The following is a 15809-nucleotide window of genomic DNA, read 5'->3' on the forward strand; positions in this document are numbered from 1 at the left end:
AGGGAGTGGGTCGTGTCGTCGCTCGATATTGCACGAAGCATCGCATTCAGCGGGCTGTCAGCCACGCAGGTGCAGATCAGCGTAGCCTCGGCCAATATTTCCAATGCCGACACCAAGGGCTATACCGAGAAGACCGCCAACCAGAGCAGCAGCGTCACCTCCGGTGTCGGTACCGGCGTCACGATCACAGGGATCAGCAGCGCGGTCGACAAGCTGCTCCTGAAGTCGCTGGTCGGGGCCGATTCCGATCTCGGCGCCGCCGACACCACCAACAGCTTTCTGACCGAGCTCCAGCAGCTCTATGGCAGCACATCGAGCTCGGACAGCTCCACGACGGGCACCTCGCTGGCCAACACGATCGCGGCATTCGAGTCGGCGTTGTCGTCGCTGGCGAGCACGCCGAGCAGTGCGTCGCTGCAATCGAACGCCGTCAGCGCGCTTGCGGCGGTGACGACGCAATTGCAGCAGACCTCGAGCGGCATCCAGACGCTGCGCTCCAATGCCGACCAGGACATCGCATCGTCGGTTACCGACATCAATTCCGACCTGCAGCAGATCTCCGACCTCAACAAGCAGATCAGGCAGCAGGCGGCAGCCGGGCAGTCGACGGCCGATCTGGAGGACCAGCGCAACAGCGCGCTGCAGGATCTCGCGTCGATGATGAATGTGAGCTACTTCACCACGTCGAGCGGCGATCTGCAGGTCTATACTGGCTCGGGGCAGGCGCTGGTCGATAGCACGGCGCATCCGCTGAGCTATACGGCGCTGCCCAGCGTCACGGCGTCGACGACGTATAGCGCGGGATCGTCGAGCGGTTTCAGCGGTATCACCGTCAACGGGGTCGACATCACCTCGCAGATCTCCTCAGGCAAGGTCAGTGCGCTGATCACGCTGCGCGACCAGACGCTGCCGGCGGCGCAGTCGCAGCTCGACGAGTTGGCTCAGCAATTGACCGCGACCGTCAACGCTGTGTCCAACCAGGGCACATCGGTGCCGCCGCCGGCCAGCCTGACCGGAACTGCCCCCGTGAGCAGCACGACACCGTTCTCGGCAACCGGCACGGTGCGCATCGCGGTTGCGGACAAGAGCGGCAACCTGGTGTCGTACCAAGACCTCGATCTGTCATCCTACGCCACGGTCGGTGATCTCGCCACTGCGATCAACGGTATCTCGGGGCTGTCAGCTTCGGTCGATGCCAATGGACACTTGTCGATCTCGGCGACCACATCCGGCAACGGCGTTGCGATCAACGAGATGACGAGCTCGGTCGGCAGTTCGAGTGAGGGCTTTTCGGATTACTTCGGGTTCAACGACCTGATCACAGGGACCGGCGCGTCCGACATCGCCGTTCGCAGCGACATTCTGAACGGCACGGCGGCGCTGCCGACGGCGACGCTCGATGCGTCGTCCACGCTGACGGCCGGAAACTCGGTGCTGTCGCCGGGCTCGGCGACGGTGGTGAACGCGCTCTCGAGCGCGCTGACGGGGTCGACCAATTTCGGCATGGCCGGCGGCCTCGGCGCGACCACCGGCTCTTTTACGGACTACGCGGCCGCCATCGTTGCTAACGTCGCCGGCAAGGCGACCCAGGCATCGGCGGCCTATACCGCAAAGCAGACGGCGCAGGCGACCTATGCGAATTCGCTGTCGTCGCAGTCCGGCGTCAACATTGACGAGGAATCCGCAAATCTGAGTGCGTTGCAGAACAAATATGCTGCCGCGTCCCAGATCATTACCGCCATCAACGCCATGTTTTCGGCGCTGATGACCGCGATGAGCGCCAGCTGAGCCCGAGGCCGTCGTCATGATGATGCGTGTTGCCACCTTTGCACAGTCGGACCAGATGATCTCAAACGCGCTGCGGGTTCAGGCGGTGATGGCCAACGAGCAGGTGCAGGAGTCCTCCGGGCTGCAGTCCGAGGATTTCGGCGGCTACGGTTCCGGCGCCGGACGCGTCATCAATTTGCAGGTGTCGGTGACGCGCGCGCAGTCCTATATCGATGCCAGCCAACTCGCCGACAACAAGGTGCAGGTGATGTATTCGGCGGTCGGCTCGGTGACCGACATCATCACGCAGCTGCGGACCCAGCTCAGCGCAGCCACCACCGGCAGCAGCACGGCGACGGCATCGGTGATCAACTATGCCCAGCAGGCCATGGCGCAGATGCAGGGGCTGCTCAACACCCAGTATGACGGCGAATATGTCTTCAGCGGCGCCCGCACCGACACTGCGCCGGCGGACCTGTCGAGCTTTGGGACCGGCACCGGATCGCTGACGACATCAGACACCAGCTACTACAAGGGCGACAGCGAGATCGCGTCCGTGCGGGTGTCGGACAGCCAGTCGATCTCCTACGGCATTACCGCCGACAATCCGGCGTTCGAGCAGGTGATGCGGCTCTTGAAATTCGTCGGCAACAACTCGAATTTGTCGTCAAGCGATGTCTCTCAGGCGCTCGACCTCGCCAGCAATGCGCTGGATGCCACCTCCACGGTGCAGGCAAAGCTGTCGACCGCGGCGTCGCAGATCGAGACCGCCAGCACGAACCAGAGTGACTATCAGAATTTTGCGAAGACCCTGTCGACGGACCTCACCAGCGTCGACGTTGCGGCCGTGACGGCGCAGCTTTCTACCTATCAGGCGCAGCTGACGGCGTCCTATTCGGCGATCTCCAAGATCCAGAGCATGAATCTGGCGAGCTATTTGCGATAGCTATCGCCGGCATCACCGGTTCAGGATCTTCAGCCAGACATCGCCGAGGATGATCGGCTCCCGCGGCGGAAGCCAGGTGAGGCCGGCGGTCTTGCCGAGCTCCGCGATGGTGCCCTTGGCCTGCAGATCGGCGAGGACCTTGTTGACGGATTCCAGCAGCGCCTTGTCGGTGTCGAGCGCAACGTAACCGCGGTTGGCGCCGATCGGATAATAGTAGCCCGAGGCCGTGATCCTGGTGTCCGGATGTTCAGCGCGGTAGGCGTCGAAGCGGCGCAGGTCGAGCAGCGTGGCGTCGAATTCGCCGCGTTCCAGCTCTCCGAGCAGGTCGCTGCGCCCCGGAACGAGGTGCGTGATGTCGTCGATCAGCCTTCCCTTGTCGAAGGTCATCAGAATGGCATCGCCCAGCGTGCCGCTTTCGATCGTCAGGCGAAGGCCGGCGAGATCGCCGATATCGGTGATCTTGCGCTCCTTGATCTTGGCCTTGGGACCGAGGACGACGGTCATCGGCGAATAGATGTAGGGTTGGCTTGGCGCCAGCACCCCGATCGGGATCCGCCGGCGGCGATCCTCGCGGGTGGCGCCGTCGAAGTCCGGCAGCTTGGCCGTCGTGACGCCGGGCGCCTTCAGCGAGTCCGTGGTAAGCGCGTAGCCGCCGACCAGCGAGCAGCGCCCGTCCGACAGCAGCGCATTGGCTTCGAGCGCGGGGCTCGAATCTTCATCGAGCTTGCTCTCGAACCACTGGATCTTGAGCGGCCGTCCAAGCCGCTCGGCAATGGCCTGCGCGAGCGCGACGTCGAAGCCGGCATCCGGTTTGCCGCGATGATGCGCCGACAGCGGCGGCAGATCCTCGTCGAGGCATACCTTGAGCGGGTCGTCGGCAGCGTGTGCTGCCGCCGACATGGCAAGAAGCAGGGCTGACGCCGCGGCCGCGAGGAGGGCCCTCATGGGGTCCTCCGGCTCGACACGAAGGCCCAGACGTCGGCGATCTCCTGCTCGTTCAGGATGTCGACCCAGGGCGGCATCTTGCCGTTCTTGCCTTGCTTCACGGTGGTCACGAAGCGCGTCTTGTCGTCGGGAAACGCGCGCAAGTCCGGCGTGATGGTGCCGGAGTTGACCATGTTGGGCCCATGGCAATGCGAGCAGTTCTTGGCGTAGGTGACCTTGCCCTGGTCGACCTGACCCTGAAGGTCGATTGCGGTGGTTTGCTGTGCGGCAGCCGGGATCAACATGATCAAGGCTGTCGCGACGGCGGCGAAGATCGCCGCCGTCAACAGGGTTACTCGTTCAGTCACGTGTGCTCCGCGCTCAGTTCTTGACCGCGAAAACCCACAGCGAGCCGCCGGGTGGGACCTTGGCAAGCCGCTCGTCGCCCGAGAACAGCGAATAGACGCCGCCATAGCCGGAGGTAACGGCGACATACTGCACGCCATCCTGCTGCCAGGTGACGGGTTGTCCTTCGATGCCCGAGCCGGTCTGGAACTGCCAGAGCTTCTTGCCGGTATCGGCATCGAACGCCTCGAACTCGCCGGTCAGCTGACCGGAGAACACCACGCCGCCGCCGGTGGAGAGCACGCCGGAGAAGCGCGGAATATCGCTCGGCGCTTCCCACTTCGCCTTGCCGGTCATCGGATCGATCGCCTTCAGGTGGCCGCGCGGTCCGGTGCCCCATTCCCAGGGATCGGTGAGATCCATGCCGAGATACCATTCGCCCTGCTTGAACGTCACCGGCTCGGCCTTGTACTTGCCGCCGAAGGCGAGCGTGTTGGCGTAGGCGAGGCCGGTCTGCGGATTGAACGACATCGGCTCCCAGTTCTTGCCGCCGAGGATCGACGGGTAGACCGTGACCTTCTTGCCTTCACGCGCATCCTTGGTGATGTCGGTCTCGATCGGCCGTCCGGTCTTCATGTCGATGCCGGTGGCCCAGTTGACGTTCACATAGGGATTGGCCGCGAGCAGCTTCCCGTTGGTGCGATCGAGCACGTAGAAGAAGCCGTTGCGGTTGGCGTCCATCAGCACCTTGGTCGGCTTGCCCTCGACGTTCATGTCGGCGAGTACCATCTCGGCCACCGAGTCGTAGTCGAACGGATTGTTCGGCGAGAACTGGTAGTGCCACTTGATCTTGCCGGTCTTCGGATCGAGCGCCAGCACCGAGCAGGTGTAGAGGTTGTCGCCGGGACGCACCGCCGAATTGAACGGTCCGGGATTGCCGATGCCCCAATACACCGTGTTCAGTTCGGGATCGTAGGAGCCGGTGATCCAGGTCGAGCCGCCGCCGAGCTTCCAGGTGTCGCCCTTCCAGGTGTCGCCACCGGGCTCGTCCGGGGTCGGGATCGAGTAGGTCCGCCAGAGCTTCTTGCCGGTTGCCGGATCCCAGCCATCGATGAAGCCGCGGGTGCCGAATTCGGCGCCCGAGATGCCGGTGATCACGACGCCGTCGGCGACCAGCGGGGCCACCGTCATCGAGTAGCCTTCCTTGATATCCGCAGCCTTCTGGCGCCACAGCTCCTTGCCGGTCTTGGCATCGAGCGCGATCACATTGGCGTCGAGCGTGGTGCGGAACACCTTGCCGTCATAGAGAGCAGCACCGCGATTGATGATGCCGCAGCAAACGATACGCGGCGTCTCGGCGGGATACTCGACCTTGGTCTTCCAGATCTGCTTGCCGGATTTGGCGTCGATCGCGATCGTGGCGTTGTGCGTGGTGACGAAAATGACGCCCTGGTAGACGAGCGGCTGCGATTCCTCGCTGCGGTCGTCGTTCAAACTGTAATTCCAGACCGGCACCAGATTTTTGACGGTGTCCTTGTTGATCTGGTTCAGCGTCGAGAAGCGCTGAAGATTGTAGCCCATTCCATAATTGAGAACGTTCGATGTATCAGTCGCACCCTTGACCAACTGCTCGCTGGTCTGGGCGCTTGCCCCATAGGATGCAAGAATTACGAGGCTCGCGGCCAGCGCAATACGTCTCATCATATCCTCCCAATGAACCTTTTTCTGCACGCCTATTCCTGACGTTGCGGACGGAACCATCCGCCTGAAACCAAAACGGGTCAATACGAAAACGTGAACGAGCGCCCGCTAACCGCGCGAGGCCGGTCGAAGGCGTCAGGTTTTGGCAAACGCGTCCGTGGCTTACCGTCGCGTGGAATACGCTACACCAGTGCAGCCCGCCGTTATGCCGCAGCGCGAACGGTCAGCTTGACGGCGTAGGGGGACAGACACTCGGCCGCGGTTTCGCGCCCCGCTTGTCCGGCGGCACGTTGCAATTATCGATACGCTGCTCGTCGGTCCATTTGCGGCCGAGCCGCTCCTTGCCGGTGAGCACGCGCTGCTGGACCGCCTCCGCCGATGGGGCAGGGTGCCGGGTCTGCGCGGACACGGGCGCGATCAGACCGAATGCAACGAGGCAGCCCAATGCGTTCTTGCAAATGCCGGTCATGGGTCACCTCGCTCGTTGTGGTGCAATCGAGAGCGCCACAGATGGCCTGTGAGGCAATCGCTTTCCACCCGAATTCCGACAGGATTTCGCCGCGTACACGAACCGTGGGAAGCTCCGCTGAAGAAGCTGCTATGGTAGGGTCCGATCGCAGGCGCTCCGTGTCTTCGCCGGAGCGGCACTTACGGGAGACGAACGATGATTTCGCGCCGATCGCTTGCGCTGAGTTTGGCTATGGTTGTCCTGTCAGGTCCCGCGTTGGCCGCATCGGGCGGCCGCAGTGCGCTCAGGATGCTCGACCCCGATAATGACGGCACGGTCGACCTTGCCGAAGCCAAGAAGGCTGCCGCCGACCTGTTCGCGAAGCTTGATCCCGACCATGACGGCACGCTCGACGCGCGCGAATTGCGCGGACGGCTGACCGCGAAAGAACTGGCCGCTGCCGATCCGGATCACGACGGCACCCTGACGCTCGACGAATACCTTGCGGTCGTCGAGCAGCGCTTCAAGGCCGCCGATCCCGACAATGACGGAACGCTGGACGCGAAAGAGTTGAAGTCGCGTGCCGGCCGGGCCCTGCTGCGCCTGCTCAAATAGCTTACGAGCCGGTGAACTTTGCCGGGGCGGATTGCCGGATATTGACGCAGGATTCCGCGCATAACAAAAAAAGTTGCGATTTCGCTCTTGGGCAAGACGCGGCTGGATGAATCGGGTCTCCTTACCCGCGCGTCGCCGCCCGGCAGCCGGAAAATGCCCGACAGATCAGTGTCGGAGTTCCCGACGCCGGGTAGACGTCAGCGAACCGTCGTCCGCTTCGGCATGTCCAGCAGCGAAGTCGGGTCCTTACCCGGCCGGCTTGCGCCCTGGAAAAGGCAGCCCTAGCTTGCCGCGCGGCGCGAGGCTTGCGCCAACTTATGACTTGGGAGAAGGAAATGGCCTGGAAAACACCGAAGATCGTCGAAGTGCCGGTGGGCATGGAAATCAACATGTACGCCTGCGCAGCGCGCAAATAATCTTAAGACAAGTAACGCGAGACAGCCTGCCCGGCTCGTGCAGCGCGCTGCATCGAGCCGGGCAGGCGTCTTTTGTGGAAAGTGTCTTTCGCGGGCCCTGATGCGGCCGCTCGGACAGCTTCCCTCATACCCTTCCCACAAGACCTTGAGACCGACACCACCTGCGCGATTGGCGGGCCTTGCTGCTTTGTCCTACAGTGTGGCCTGAGGCGGTGGTGCGGGGACGATGAATCCAAAGATCAAGACCGGGCGTTGGGCGGGGATGCTGTGCGCGGTGGTTGCCGGCATCGCGGCGGTGCTGCCGCCTCGCGCCTATGCCGAGGACTTTGATACCGAGCACATCTTCGGCTTCATGATCGGCTCCGACGTGGGCAATGTCGGCGAGCGTGAATTCCAGAGCCAGACCACCGGGCGCTTCGCCAAGGACGGCGGCCGGTATCGCACGCTCAATCAGGAAATGGAGCTCGAGCTCGTGCCCGCGCCGAATTTTCGCGTCGAGCTCGGAACGTCATTCAGCGCATACGACATCAGCCGCGTTCCCGGTCTTGACGATCGGCGCCAGCTGTCGTGGCAGAGCGTCTCGGTCGATTTCCGCTATCGCTTTCTGAATCGCGAGGCGGCACCTTTTGGCATGACGGTCGCGCTGGAGACGCGAGCCGATCGCGTCGACGAGACGACGGCCGCGGCGGTCCGCAGTTATGGCACCGAACTCACGGTCGCGTTCGACCGCGAGGTGATCCCGAATTTTGTCATCGCGGCCCTTAACCTAAGCTATGAGCCGGAATGGACGCGCACGCCGCGCACCGGCGCTGCGGATCAGGATGCAACCATCGGTGCGGCATTCGGCCTGATGGCCAGGGTTAAGCCGGATATCCTGATCGGCGGCGAAGCGCGCTATTTCAGGAAGTATGAAGGAATCGGCCTGGATGAACTGTCAGGGCAGGCGCTGTTCATCGGGCCCACCGCCTATTTCCAGCTCTCCGAACGTTCACGCCTGACCGCGACCTGGAGCGTCCAGGCCTGGGGGCAGCGGGCCGGGAGCAACGCTGCCCTCGACCTCGTCAATTTCGAGCGCCACCAGGCGCGGCTGGTGTACGGTTTGAACTTCTAGAGCGTGAAGCCTCTGGCACCGGGTTCCCCAACTTTTCACGGGGCTGTGAAACCCGGACTTGGCGGATTACGTATTTCGTCGTGTTATCTATTGCATGAGCACGCTTGGGGATCGCGCATGAACCCGATTGATCTGATCGTCACTGTATGTGCCGTGCTGTCGCCCGCCACCTGCGAGGAGCAGCATCTGGTGTTCAACTGGAACGGCTCGCTGCAGCAATGCGCCATGGCCGCGCCGCCTTACATCGCGCGATGGGTCGGCGAACATCCGAAATGGACTGCGGTGCGCTGGCGTTGCGAATATCCGCACAGCAACGATCGGGCCGGCGCGGGCGGCGAGCCGCCGGCGGGTTAGCCTTCCTATTTGTTGCAGTCCTTCAGGTCCTTGTCGGATACCGAAAACACCGCGTCGGCCTTGATCTCGATGTCGCGAACGAAGCACTGCCTGGCGCCGCTGTAGCCGACCTTGGCGTCGTAGCGACCGGGTTCGACGCCGGTGATCCGCAGCCGCTCGTCGTGGTCGACCTCCTTGTCCTTGTCGTTGAGCGTCTGGTTGGGACCCCACTCGTTCTTGCCTGCCGGCGACAGCTCAAAGCTCGAAATCGTGGCGCTGGTCAGATTCCACAGCCGAATGCCTTTGCCCTTGCTTTGGGCGAGCACTGTCGCCGGCAGCACAAGCAACGCAACACCAACAGCGATCAACGCGCGCGACATCCAGCCTCTCCCTTATGCTTCGTCCAAGGATGACGGCGTCTCACATATTTGCAAGGTCCAACTGTGAGAGTTGCCGCTTGATTTCGTCGATCTCGGGCTCGCCGCGCGTCGCGCGTGGTGCGGCAATGGTCTCGACGTGAAGGATTCGGGCCGGCCGCGACGACAGGAAGAACAGGCGATCGCCGAGGCGAACGGCGTCGTCGAGATCGTGGGTGACGAGCAAGGTCATCATTTTCCGGCTGGCCACCAGCGTCGCGACCTGGTCGCGCAGCCGTCCCGCGAGCGCATTGTCGAGCGAGGCCAGCGGCTCATCGAGGATCAGGAAATCGGGCTCGATGGCGAAGGCGCGGGCCAGCGCGACGCGGCGGGCGAGGCCGAGTGACAGCTCCGCGGGAAAATGGTTGCGGTGCGCGCCCAGTTCGAGCACCTCGAACAGCGCAGAGAGCGTGCTGTCGCCGACATGCGGCGCGGCCAGCCGCACATTCTCCTCGACCGTGCGCCAGGGCAACAGCCGCGGCTCCTGGAAGACCATGCCAAGGCGCATGCCCGGCGATCGCGTGACATGGCCCTGGTAGTTGCCGTCGAGCCCGGCGAGGATCCGGAGCAGGGTGCTCTTGCCGCAGCCTGACGGGCCGAACAGCACGCCGACCTCGCCAGCGTTCAACGTGAAGGTGACGTTGTCGAGCACGTCGTGCCGCTTCCCGGCCGCGCTCTCAAAACTCTTGCCCGTGATATTGACCTCAAGCTGCACGGAGCCGCCACCGCGTTAGCCTGGTTTCAAACGGCTGCACCAGCAGGGTTTCGATGACGAGCACGACACCCGCAAAGCTCAGCGAATAGGCGAGCAGCAAGGGGATATCGAACAGCTGGAAGGCGACGCCGATCTCGAAGCCGACACCGTTCGGCCGTCCGAGATATTCAGCGACCAGCACGATCTTCCAGACCAGCGAGAGCCCGGAGCGCGCAGCGGCCGCGATGTAGGGCGCAAGCTGCGGCAGGATCACATGACGAAAGGCGCGGCCGCGCGGAAAAGAAAACGCCGTCGCCATTTCGTCGAGCGCAGGATCGAGCGCGCGCGCGCCTTCGCGCAGGGTGACGACGGCGGTCGGCAGCTTGTTGATGGCGATCGCGGCGATCGCGGCGACCTCGGTCAGGCCGGCCCAGATGTAAGCGAGCACGATGACGACGAGCGCCGGCAGGTTGAGCAGCAGGATCAGCCAGGGATCGCCAAGGCGATTGGCAAGCGAGACGCGGCCCATCAAATAGCCGATCGCCGAGCCGAGCGCCATCGCAAGAGTGAAGGCCAGCGCGACGCGGGCCAACGTCGCGCCGAGATTGACGAACAGCGCGCCCGATCGGGCCTCGGCGACGAGCACCGACAGCACTGCCGGCGGTGCCGGCAGCTTCGCATCACCGATCAGCAGCGAGGCAATCCACCAGGTCGCGATGAACAGCGCGAATGAGAGGAGACGCAGCACCGCTAGTCTCCCGGGATCGCTTGATAGAAGGTACCGGGATCGAGCTCGGTTGCCGTGCCGACCAGATCGCGGCCGCCGAGCTGCGCCAGCACGCGGTAGAGCACGCGCGCGTCCGCCTCCTCTTCGGCGATCGGACGGCGCGGGATGCCTTCGCGGTAGCGCTCACGATAGGCATGCAGGGTTGCGGCATCCTGCGCGCCGGTGAGCGGCGCGATCGCGTCCCATTCGGCATCCGAGGTCGCCAGAAGCTCTTTCGCGGCGCGCGTCACGGCGATGAAGCGGGCCACCAGATCCTTGTTGGCGTTGGCCCAGGCTTCGTCGAACACGTAGCCGATCATGGCGATGCGGCCCTTGCTGCCGAGCTTTTGCAGGATCTCTTCCATGCCGGCGAGCCGGCGAAAGCCCTTGGCTTCGAGCGCGGCGCAGAAATTCCAGTAATTGAGCGTCGCGTCCATCTCGCCGCCGAGCGTCTTGGCGGCCAGCAGCGGCGGTGCGCCATAGACGATGGTCGCCTGCGACTTCAGGTCGACGCCGTCCTGCTTCGATGCGGCCTGTAGCAACAGCCAGTTCTTGTCGATCGCGCCGCCGGCGATGGCAAGCTTGCGCCCCTTGAGGTCCGCGAGCGTCTTGGCCGGCGAGGAGGCCGGGACCATCACGGCGCCCAGCGCGCTCGAATAGGGATAGAATTGCAGCTTGGCGCCGAGCGACCGCTCGCGCGACACCCAGGGCCAGTCCGATACCATCACGTCGGCCGTGCCGGCGCGCAGCGCGATCTTGCCGGCCTCGGGGCTGGCCAGCTCGACGACGTCGATCGACAGATTGGCCTTCTTGTCGAGACCATGGGAGCGAATGACGGCCAGTTCCCAGGCCAGCGTTCCGGTCTTCTGCGCTGCAACGCGGATGGTCTGCGCGTAGCACGAGGTGCCGAACTGCATGACCGCCAGAACTGCCGCAGCCAACACCGTGCGTACAGAGATGATCATCGCTTCTTGAGCCACTTCCCCGAATGTTTTCTTTTCTGATCAACATCCATAGCATAGCTTGCGGAAAGAGAAGAGGAAGCAGGACCATGGCAGGAGCTGGCATGCTACGACCGATTGTCGCCATCCTGGTGCTCGCCGGGACGGCCGTCAGCGTGCGGGCCCAGGAGATCAACGACTATCCGACCTCGGCGCGGGCGGAATATGTGTTCGGCTGCATGAAGGCCAATGGCGAATCCCGGCAGTCAATCGAGCAATGTTCCTGCTCGATCGACGTCGTCGCCTCGATCATCCCCTATGACCGCTACGTCACCGCCGAGACCGTGCTGAGCATGGCGCAGGTGCGCGGCAATTTGGGCGGCCAGTTCCGCTCGTCCGAGCAGGCCGCGAATGCGCTCAACGACCTCAGGCGCGCCCAGGCCGAAGCCGAAGTCAGGTGCTTCTAGAGCGCTTTCGAGCGAAGTGGACCCCGGTTCGCGTGAAGAAAACGCGTCAAAACAAAAATCTAGAGCCCCGTTCCGATTCAATCGGACCGGGGCTCTGGCGTTGGTCGTGAGAATCGCCGGCGCGTCAGGTGCCGGGATTCTCGACCTTCCATTCGTGTTCGAAGATGTGCCCTTCGGTGTCCTTGGCCTCGGCACGGAAGCGCTTGGCGCCATTCGAGACGTAGGTGAAGCGGATATTGGGATCCTCGGAAATCGAGATTCCGCCCTCCATCGCCAGCACCGGACTGTCGTCCTGCCAGATGTGCAGCTCGTTGACGAAGAAGGCCGGGATATAGAGCTGCGTGACCTGGTCCATCTGCAGGCCCGAATTATTGGGATGCCCGATCATGATCTGGGCTTCCCGCGTGCTGGTCGCAGGTCCCTGTTCGGACTTGGTGAATTGCCGGTAGCGCATCTGGCCGAGGCGGTTCTTGGCTTCCTCGACGTTCTTGCCGGCCGGCGCCGAGCAGCCGCCGGAGGCTTTGACATAGACCTTGCTGACATAGAGCTTGCCGTCGCTGAGCTCCGCGACGGCGTGCACATTGGTGTAGTTGTTGACGCGGACGCGGGTCGAGATCTCGGTGACGTTGGCGGCCGGCCCCAGCGTGAACTTCGCGGCCATCGGCGCCGGATTCTCGTCGATCACAAGCGTGATCGCGACGACGCGGCGGCTGTCGCTCGGCTGCAGCTTGGTGCGCAGCGTCACCGGCACGATCGCGGCGTCTTCCGCGCGCATCGGCATCTCGATGCCGATGACATCATTGCCGTCATTCATCGGACGGTTGCTGAAGATGTCCTGGACGAGACCCGGCCAGGGATCATAGGCCTCCGCCGCGGGCGCAGCCGGTGTGCCCAGCGCGATCGTGAGCAAGCTTGCGATGCAAATCAGGCGGGCGCGATGTCCGGTCATGGTCGCGAAATCCTATGCAGCCGCGTCACTATAGGACGAACAGCTATTCCCATTCAATTTCCGAGAATGCTGCAGTTGCGTTGCGGGCGTTGTAATCGTCGAACAATTGCCAGCGCGGCCGCTCGGCGGCTGCGGCGTGCTCTGCCGCGGCCGTAATCGGCTTGCCGCTTGCGACCAGTGCGCGCACATCCGCGGCCAGCACCGCAAGATAACGGCGCTCGTCGGCAAGCGCTGCCGGCCACGCGCTCACGGGTCCGTGACCGGGAACCACGCGCTCGGCGGAGATCGCCGCGAGCTCGTCGAGCGCACGCAGCCAGCCCTTGAGGCTGCCGTCGACTACAGGAATATGGATGAGAAACACCATGTCGCCGGCGAACAAGGTCCTGGTTTGCTCGTCGAGGACCGTGAGGTCGTTGTCGCTATGGGCGGGCGGCCACGCCTTCAGGGTGAGGGCCCGTCCGCCGAGGTCGAGCTTCAGCGTGTCCGCGACCAGCACGGTCGGGGGGACGATCTTCACCTCGTCGATCAGCTCATCGCCCATGGTCCGGCGAAACCCGTCGAGGTAGAATTGCCCGCGCGCGGCCAGCGCGCGCGGCAGCGACTTGTGGCCGACGAAGCTGGTCCCGTCGCCGACGAAAGCCGCATTGCCGAAGCTGTGATCCGGATGCGCGTGGGTGTTGATCACGTAGCGGATCGGCTTGTCGGTACGGCTGCGGACCGCGGCGAGCAGTTGTCGTCCTTCGCGGACGCTGCCGCCGGTGTCGATGACGGCGACGGCGCTGCCGCCGATCACGAATCCCACATTGGCGATGGCGCCTTCGTTCTCGCGCGTCATCAACGCGGTGACCCCGGTGTGAACGAATATTCCGGGAGCGACTTCGCTTACAGGCAATTCCACCTCTTGCGCCCGCGCTATGGTCGGCGCCCAAAGCATCAGGAGCAGCGCAAGCACCGAACCGCCATGAGCCATGTTTCCGCCTCAGTTACTCCGGGACGCGCGATCGATGTCGTCGCGTTCCAGTTTGCGCTGCAGCAAGCAACGCGGCGTGGTCGCGATCATTATTCCTGTTGCACGTCATGGTGCGCCGGGCAATTGCTGGATGGCGGCGATCGATCCGATCAAGAGGAGACCGCGTAATGAGAATTGTCGGATGCCGTCCTGTTCTGCTCGCGCTTGTCGGCTTCATCACCTGTCTGGCCGGCACTGCGCGCGCGCAGGTCAACGATCAGGGCGAACTTTCCATCGAGCTCATCGATGCCCGCGTGCTGCGCATCTGTGCCGATCCCCGCAATCTGCCGTTCTCGAACGACAAGGGCGAGGGATTTGAGAACAAGATCGGCGAACTGCTGGCCGGGAAGCTGCAAAAGAAGCTCGATTACATGTTCTTTCCGCAGGCGACCGGGTTCGTGCGGATGACGCTCAGCGCGCATCGCTGCGACGTGATCATGGGTTTTCCGCAAGGCGATGACCTCGCGCAGGGCACCAATCCCTATTACCGCACGGCCTATGCGATCGTCGCCAAGCCGGGCAGTGGGCTCGATGAGGTCACGACGCTCGAGGACGAGCGGCTGAAGGGCAAGCATATCGGCATCGTGGCGGGAACGCCGCCCGCGACCAACATGGCCATCAACGGCCTGATGACCAATGCGAAGCCTTATCCGCTGATGATCGATACGCGCTACGACTCATCCGCCGAGGCGATGATGAACGATCTCGCCAAGGGTGAGATCGACGCCGGCATCCTGTGGGGACCGATGGCGGGATTTTACGCCAAGAAGGCCAACCCGCCGCTGCACATCACGCCGTTGGTCAAGGAGACCACGGGACCGAAGCTGATCTACCGCATCGGCATGGGCGTGCGGGCGTCTGACCAGAACTGGAAGCGCCAGCTCAATCGCCTGATCCAGGAGAACCAGCCCGAGATCAACAAGATCCTGCTTGACTACGGCGTCCCGCTGCTCGACGAGAACGACCGTCCAATCGGGCCGGAGACCGCGACCAAATCACCATGATCAGGCTCGCGGCCATGCTTGCGGTGATGTTCGTTGCCGCTTCGCCTGTCCGCGCGCAGGACCCGCCCGCAGAGCCGGAGAGCTATCGCACCGAGGACTACCGCGCGCCGGTGCCGGTGACGCTTACCGGCGCACGGGTGCTCACGACCGCGGAAGCGGAAGCGATCTGGCGCGACAAGTCCGCCGGCTTCGTCGACGTGCTGCCGCGCGCGCCGAAGCCAAATCTGCCCGCCGGCACGGTGTGGCGCGAACGGCCGCACCTCAACATTCCCGGCAGCATCTGGCTGCCCGACACCGGCTACGGCAAGCTCGCTGCGCCCACGGAGGATTATCTGCGACGCGGGCTCGTCCGCGCCTCAGGCGGCAAGGCGACCAGATTGCTCGTGATCTACTGCCAGGAGAATTGCTGGATGTCATGGAACGCCGCCAAGCGCGTGCTGTCCTACGGCTACCGCAACGTGGCCTGGTATCCGGAGGGAACCGACGGCTGGGAGCGTGCCAAATTGCCGCTGGCGGATGCCGAGCCCGAGCCGCGCGAGGGCGAGCAATGAGCCCGCCCCCAACGCGCCACCCGGGCGTTACTTCTGCTTGTCGAGCTTGTTGATGGTCTTGCCGCCATCGCTGTCCGTTGTGGTGAACGTGACCTTGTCACCGGCGTGGAAGGCCTCCAGCGATTGTCCCTTGGGCACCTTGTATTCCTGGATCGCGCCGCCGGACGCGCCCACCGTGCCGCTTTGCGTCTGCTGGATCGAGATGGTTCCAGTCAGTCGGTCAATCTTCGTGACCATTCCCGACATGGATTGCTGGGCCAAAGCCGCTGAGGTGACCAGGCTCGCGGCGGCAAGGCTGGTCATGACGATCTTGGCTGCTTTCATGGAGGTCTCCCAACTTCAGATATAGTTGGAGACAACGAGCGGGCAGCGATGTTTGTTCCGGATCGGCGTGGCCCAAAAGATT

General features: G+C 63.6%; 20 protein-coding genes. 9 read left to right on the forward strand and 11 right to left on the reverse strand.

The genetic code is table 11. The annotated features are described in order from the left end of the window. Positions 1-12: 12 nt before the first annotated feature. Positions 13-1788, forward strand: a complete 1776-nt coding sequence (gene flgK / locus QJT82_RS14350) for a flagellar hook-associated protein FlgK (protein ID WP_028340080.1) — start codon at positions 13-15, stop codon at positions 1786-1788. A 16-nt stretch (positions 1789-1804) separates the two neighbouring features. Beyond that, complete coding sequence (locus QJT82_RS14355; protein ID WP_028340081.1) at positions 1805-2713, forward strand: flagellin; 909 nt, start codon at positions 1805-1807, stop codon at positions 2711-2713. A 12-nt stretch (positions 2714-2725) separates the two neighbouring features. On the opposite strand, the gene QJT82_RS14360 is transcribed toward QJT82_RS14355, so the two are convergent. The 4 genes from QJT82_RS14360 to QJT82_RS14375 all read right to left on the reverse strand — a co-directional run bounded on the left by QJT82_RS14360 (position 2726) and on the right by QJT82_RS14375 (position 6152). Further along, on the reverse strand, positions 2726-3658 hold the full coding sequence (locus QJT82_RS14360; protein ID WP_028340082.1) for a transporter substrate-binding domain-containing protein: 933 nt from the start codon (positions 3656-3658) through the stop codon (positions 2726-2728). Next, a complete protein-coding gene (locus QJT82_RS14365; protein WP_051447813.1) occupies positions 3655-3942 on the reverse strand; it encodes a cytochrome c in 288 nt (95 codons plus the stop codon). Before QJT82_RS14365 ends, QJT82_RS14360 begins: the two co-directional genes overlap by 4 nt. Positions 3943-4018: 76 nt before the next feature. After that, entirely contained in the window at positions 4019-5683 is a 1665-nt protein-coding gene (locus QJT82_RS14370) for a methanol/ethanol family PQQ-dependent dehydrogenase (RefSeq protein ID WP_028340084.1), read from the reverse strand. Positions 5684-5906: 223 nt separating this feature from the next. Continuing rightward, positions 5907-6152: a hypothetical protein gene (locus tag QJT82_RS14375; RefSeq protein ID WP_245288687.1), complete on the reverse strand. Its 246-nt coding sequence runs from the start codon at positions 6150-6152 to the stop codon at positions 5907-5909. 195 nt (positions 6153-6347) lie between these two features. Here QJT82_RS14375 and QJT82_RS14380 point away from each other — a divergent pair, with 195 nt between their 5' ends. The 4 genes from QJT82_RS14380 to QJT82_RS14395 all read left to right on the forward strand — a co-directional run bounded on the left by QJT82_RS14380 (position 6348) and on the right by QJT82_RS14395 (position 8627). Continuing rightward, positions 6348-6746: a calcium-binding protein gene (locus QJT82_RS14380; RefSeq protein ID WP_028340086.1), complete on the forward strand. Its 399-nt coding sequence runs from the start codon at positions 6348-6350 to the stop codon at positions 6744-6746. 335 nt (positions 6747-7081) lie between these two features. Further along, complete coding sequence (gene pqqA / locus QJT82_RS14385) at positions 7082-7162, forward strand: pyrroloquinoline quinone precursor peptide PqqA (RefSeq protein ID WP_009031067.1); 81 nt, start codon at positions 7082-7084, stop codon at positions 7160-7162. A gap of 262 nt (positions 7163-7424) precedes the next feature. Next, entirely contained in the window at positions 7425-8273 is an 849-nt protein-coding gene (locus tag QJT82_RS14390) for a hypothetical protein (protein ID WP_028340087.1), read from the forward strand. A gap of 117 nt (positions 8274-8390) precedes the next feature. Then, complete coding sequence (locus QJT82_RS14395) at positions 8391-8627, forward strand: hypothetical protein (protein WP_028340088.1); 237 nt, start codon at positions 8391-8393, stop codon at positions 8625-8627. 5 nt (positions 8628-8632) lie between these two features. Here the strand turns inward: QJT82_RS14395 and QJT82_RS14400 are convergent, their stop codons facing one another. From QJT82_RS14400 to QJT82_RS14415, 4 genes are read right to left on the reverse strand one after another with little or no spacing between them, the layout of a single operon-like run. Continuing rightward, positions 8633-8986, reverse strand: coding sequence for a hypothetical protein (locus QJT82_RS14400; RefSeq protein WP_028340089.1), 354 nt, complete (start codon positions 8984-8986; stop codon positions 8633-8635). A gap of 40 nt (positions 8987-9026) precedes the next feature. Beyond that, positions 9027-9737, reverse strand: coding sequence for an ABC transporter ATP-binding protein (locus QJT82_RS14405; protein ID WP_028340090.1), 711 nt, complete (start codon positions 9735-9737; stop codon positions 9027-9029). Then, entirely contained in the window at positions 9727-10464 is a 738-nt protein-coding gene (locus QJT82_RS14410; RefSeq protein WP_028340091.1) for an ABC transporter permease subunit, read from the reverse strand. Before QJT82_RS14410 ends, QJT82_RS14405 begins: the two co-directional genes overlap by 11 nt. A 2-nt stretch (positions 10465-10466) precedes the next feature. Beyond that, positions 10467-11399: an ABC transporter substrate-binding protein gene (locus QJT82_RS14415; protein WP_196238144.1), complete on the reverse strand. Its 933-nt coding sequence runs from the start codon at positions 11397-11399 to the stop codon at positions 10467-10469. 134 nt (positions 11400-11533) lie between these two features. Here QJT82_RS14415 and QJT82_RS14420 point away from each other — a divergent pair, with 134 nt between their 5' ends. After that, entirely contained in the window at positions 11534-11890 is a 357-nt protein-coding gene (locus QJT82_RS14420) for a hypothetical protein (RefSeq protein WP_028340093.1), read from the forward strand. 124 nt (positions 11891-12014) lie between these two features. Here QJT82_RS14420 and QJT82_RS14425 read toward each other — a convergent pair whose 3' ends face one another. Together QJT82_RS14425 and QJT82_RS14430 are read right to left on the reverse strand one after the other, a co-directional pair. Beyond that, complete coding sequence (locus tag QJT82_RS14425) at positions 12015-12839, reverse strand: quinoprotein dehydrogenase-associated SoxYZ-like carrier (RefSeq protein ID WP_028340094.1); 825 nt, start codon at positions 12837-12839, stop codon at positions 12015-12017. A gap of 43 nt (positions 12840-12882) precedes the next feature. Then, entirely contained in the window at positions 12883-13809 is a 927-nt protein-coding gene (locus QJT82_RS14430; protein ID WP_028340095.1) for a quinoprotein relay system zinc metallohydrolase 2, read from the reverse strand. Positions 13810-13976: 167 nt separating this feature from the next. Here QJT82_RS14430 and QJT82_RS14435 point away from each other — a divergent pair, with 167 nt between their 5' ends. Together QJT82_RS14435 and QJT82_RS14440 are read left to right on the forward strand one after the other, a co-directional pair. Further along, complete coding sequence (locus QJT82_RS14435; RefSeq protein ID WP_028340096.1) at positions 13977-14852, forward strand: substrate-binding domain-containing protein; 876 nt, start codon at positions 13977-13979, stop codon at positions 14850-14852. Further along, the gene (locus QJT82_RS14440; protein ID WP_028340097.1) at positions 14849-15403 is read left to right on the forward strand and encodes a PQQ-dependent catabolism-associated CXXCW motif protein; all 555 of its coding nucleotides are present in this window, start codon (positions 14849-14851) and stop codon (positions 15401-15403) included. The genes QJT82_RS14435 and QJT82_RS14440 overlap by 4 nt, the downstream gene beginning before the upstream one ends. A 27-nt stretch (positions 15404-15430) precedes the next feature. Here the strand turns inward: QJT82_RS14440 and QJT82_RS14445 are convergent, their stop codons facing one another. Further along, a complete protein-coding gene (locus QJT82_RS14445) occupies positions 15431-15727 on the reverse strand; it encodes a copper-binding protein (RefSeq protein ID WP_028340098.1) in 297 nt (98 codons plus the stop codon). Positions 15728-15809 lie beyond the last annotated feature (82 nt).

Origin of the sequence: Bradyrhizobium sp. Mp19 (genome assembly GCF_029952935.1) — a bacterium.
Classification (GTDB): Bacteria; Pseudomonadota; Alphaproteobacteria; order Rhizobiales; family Xanthobacteraceae; genus Bradyrhizobium; species Bradyrhizobium elkanii.

Bases quoted from the DNA above. Each gene is read 5' to 3' on its own strand.
- QJT82_RS14355 (WP_028340081.1), top strand. From the start codon at position 1,805: ATGATGATGCGTGTTGCCACCTTTGCACAGTCGGACCAGATGATCTCA.
- QJT82_RS14360 (WP_028340082.1), bottom strand. From the start codon at position 3,658: ATGAGGGCCCTCCTCGCGGCCGCGGCGTCAGCCCTGCTTCTTGCCATG.
- QJT82_RS14365 (WP_051447813.1), bottom strand. From the start codon at position 3,942: ATGTTGATCCCGGCTGCCGCACAGCAAACCACCGCAATCGACCTTCAG.
- QJT82_RS14370 (WP_028340084.1), bottom strand. From the start codon at position 5,683: ATGAGACGTATTGCGCTGGCCGCGAGCCTCGTAATTCTTGCATCCTAT.
- QJT82_RS14375 (WP_245288687.1), bottom strand. From the start codon at position 6,152: ATGACCGGCATTTGCAAGAACGCATTGGGCTGCCTCGTTGCATTCGGT.
- QJT82_RS14380 (WP_028340086.1), top strand. From the start codon at position 6,348: ATGATTTCGCGCCGATCGCTTGCGCTGAGTTTGGCTATGGTTGTCCTG.
- pqqA (WP_009031067.1), top strand. From the start codon at position 7,082: ATGGCCTGGAAAACACCGAAGATCGTCGAAGTGCCGGTGGGCATGGAA.
- QJT82_RS14390 (WP_028340087.1), top strand. From the start codon at position 7,425: ATGCTGTGCGCGGTGGTTGCCGGCATCGCGGCGGTGCTGCCGCCTCGC.
- QJT82_RS14395 (WP_028340088.1), top strand. From the start codon at position 8,391: ATGAACCCGATTGATCTGATCGTCACTGTATGTGCCGTGCTGTCGCCC.
- QJT82_RS14400 (WP_028340089.1), bottom strand. From the start codon at position 8,986: ATGTCGCGCGCGTTGATCGCTGTTGGTGTTGCGTTGCTTGTGCTGCCG.
- QJT82_RS14415 (WP_196238144.1), bottom strand. From the start codon at position 11,399: ATGCAGTTCGGCACCTCGTGCTACGCGCAGACCATCCGCGTTGCAGCG.
- QJT82_RS14420 (WP_028340093.1), top strand. From the start codon at position 11,534: ATGGCAGGAGCTGGCATGCTACGACCGATTGTCGCCATCCTGGTGCTC.
- QJT82_RS14425 (WP_028340094.1), bottom strand. From the start codon at position 12,839: ATGACCGGACATCGCGCCCGCCTGATTTGCATCGCAAGCTTGCTCACG.
- QJT82_RS14430 (WP_028340095.1), bottom strand. From the start codon at position 13,809: ATGGCTCATGGCGGTTCGGTGCTTGCGCTGCTCCTGATGCTTTGGGCG.
- QJT82_RS14435 (WP_028340096.1), top strand. From the start codon at position 13,977: ATGAGAATTGTCGGATGCCGTCCTGTTCTGCTCGCGCTTGTCGGCTTC.
- QJT82_RS14440 (WP_028340097.1), top strand. From the start codon at position 14,849: ATGATCAGGCTCGCGGCCATGCTTGCGGTGATGTTCGTTGCCGCTTCG.
- QJT82_RS14445 (WP_028340098.1), bottom strand. From the start codon at position 15,727: ATGAAAGCAGCCAAGATCGTCATGACCAGCCTTGCCGCCGCGAGCCTG.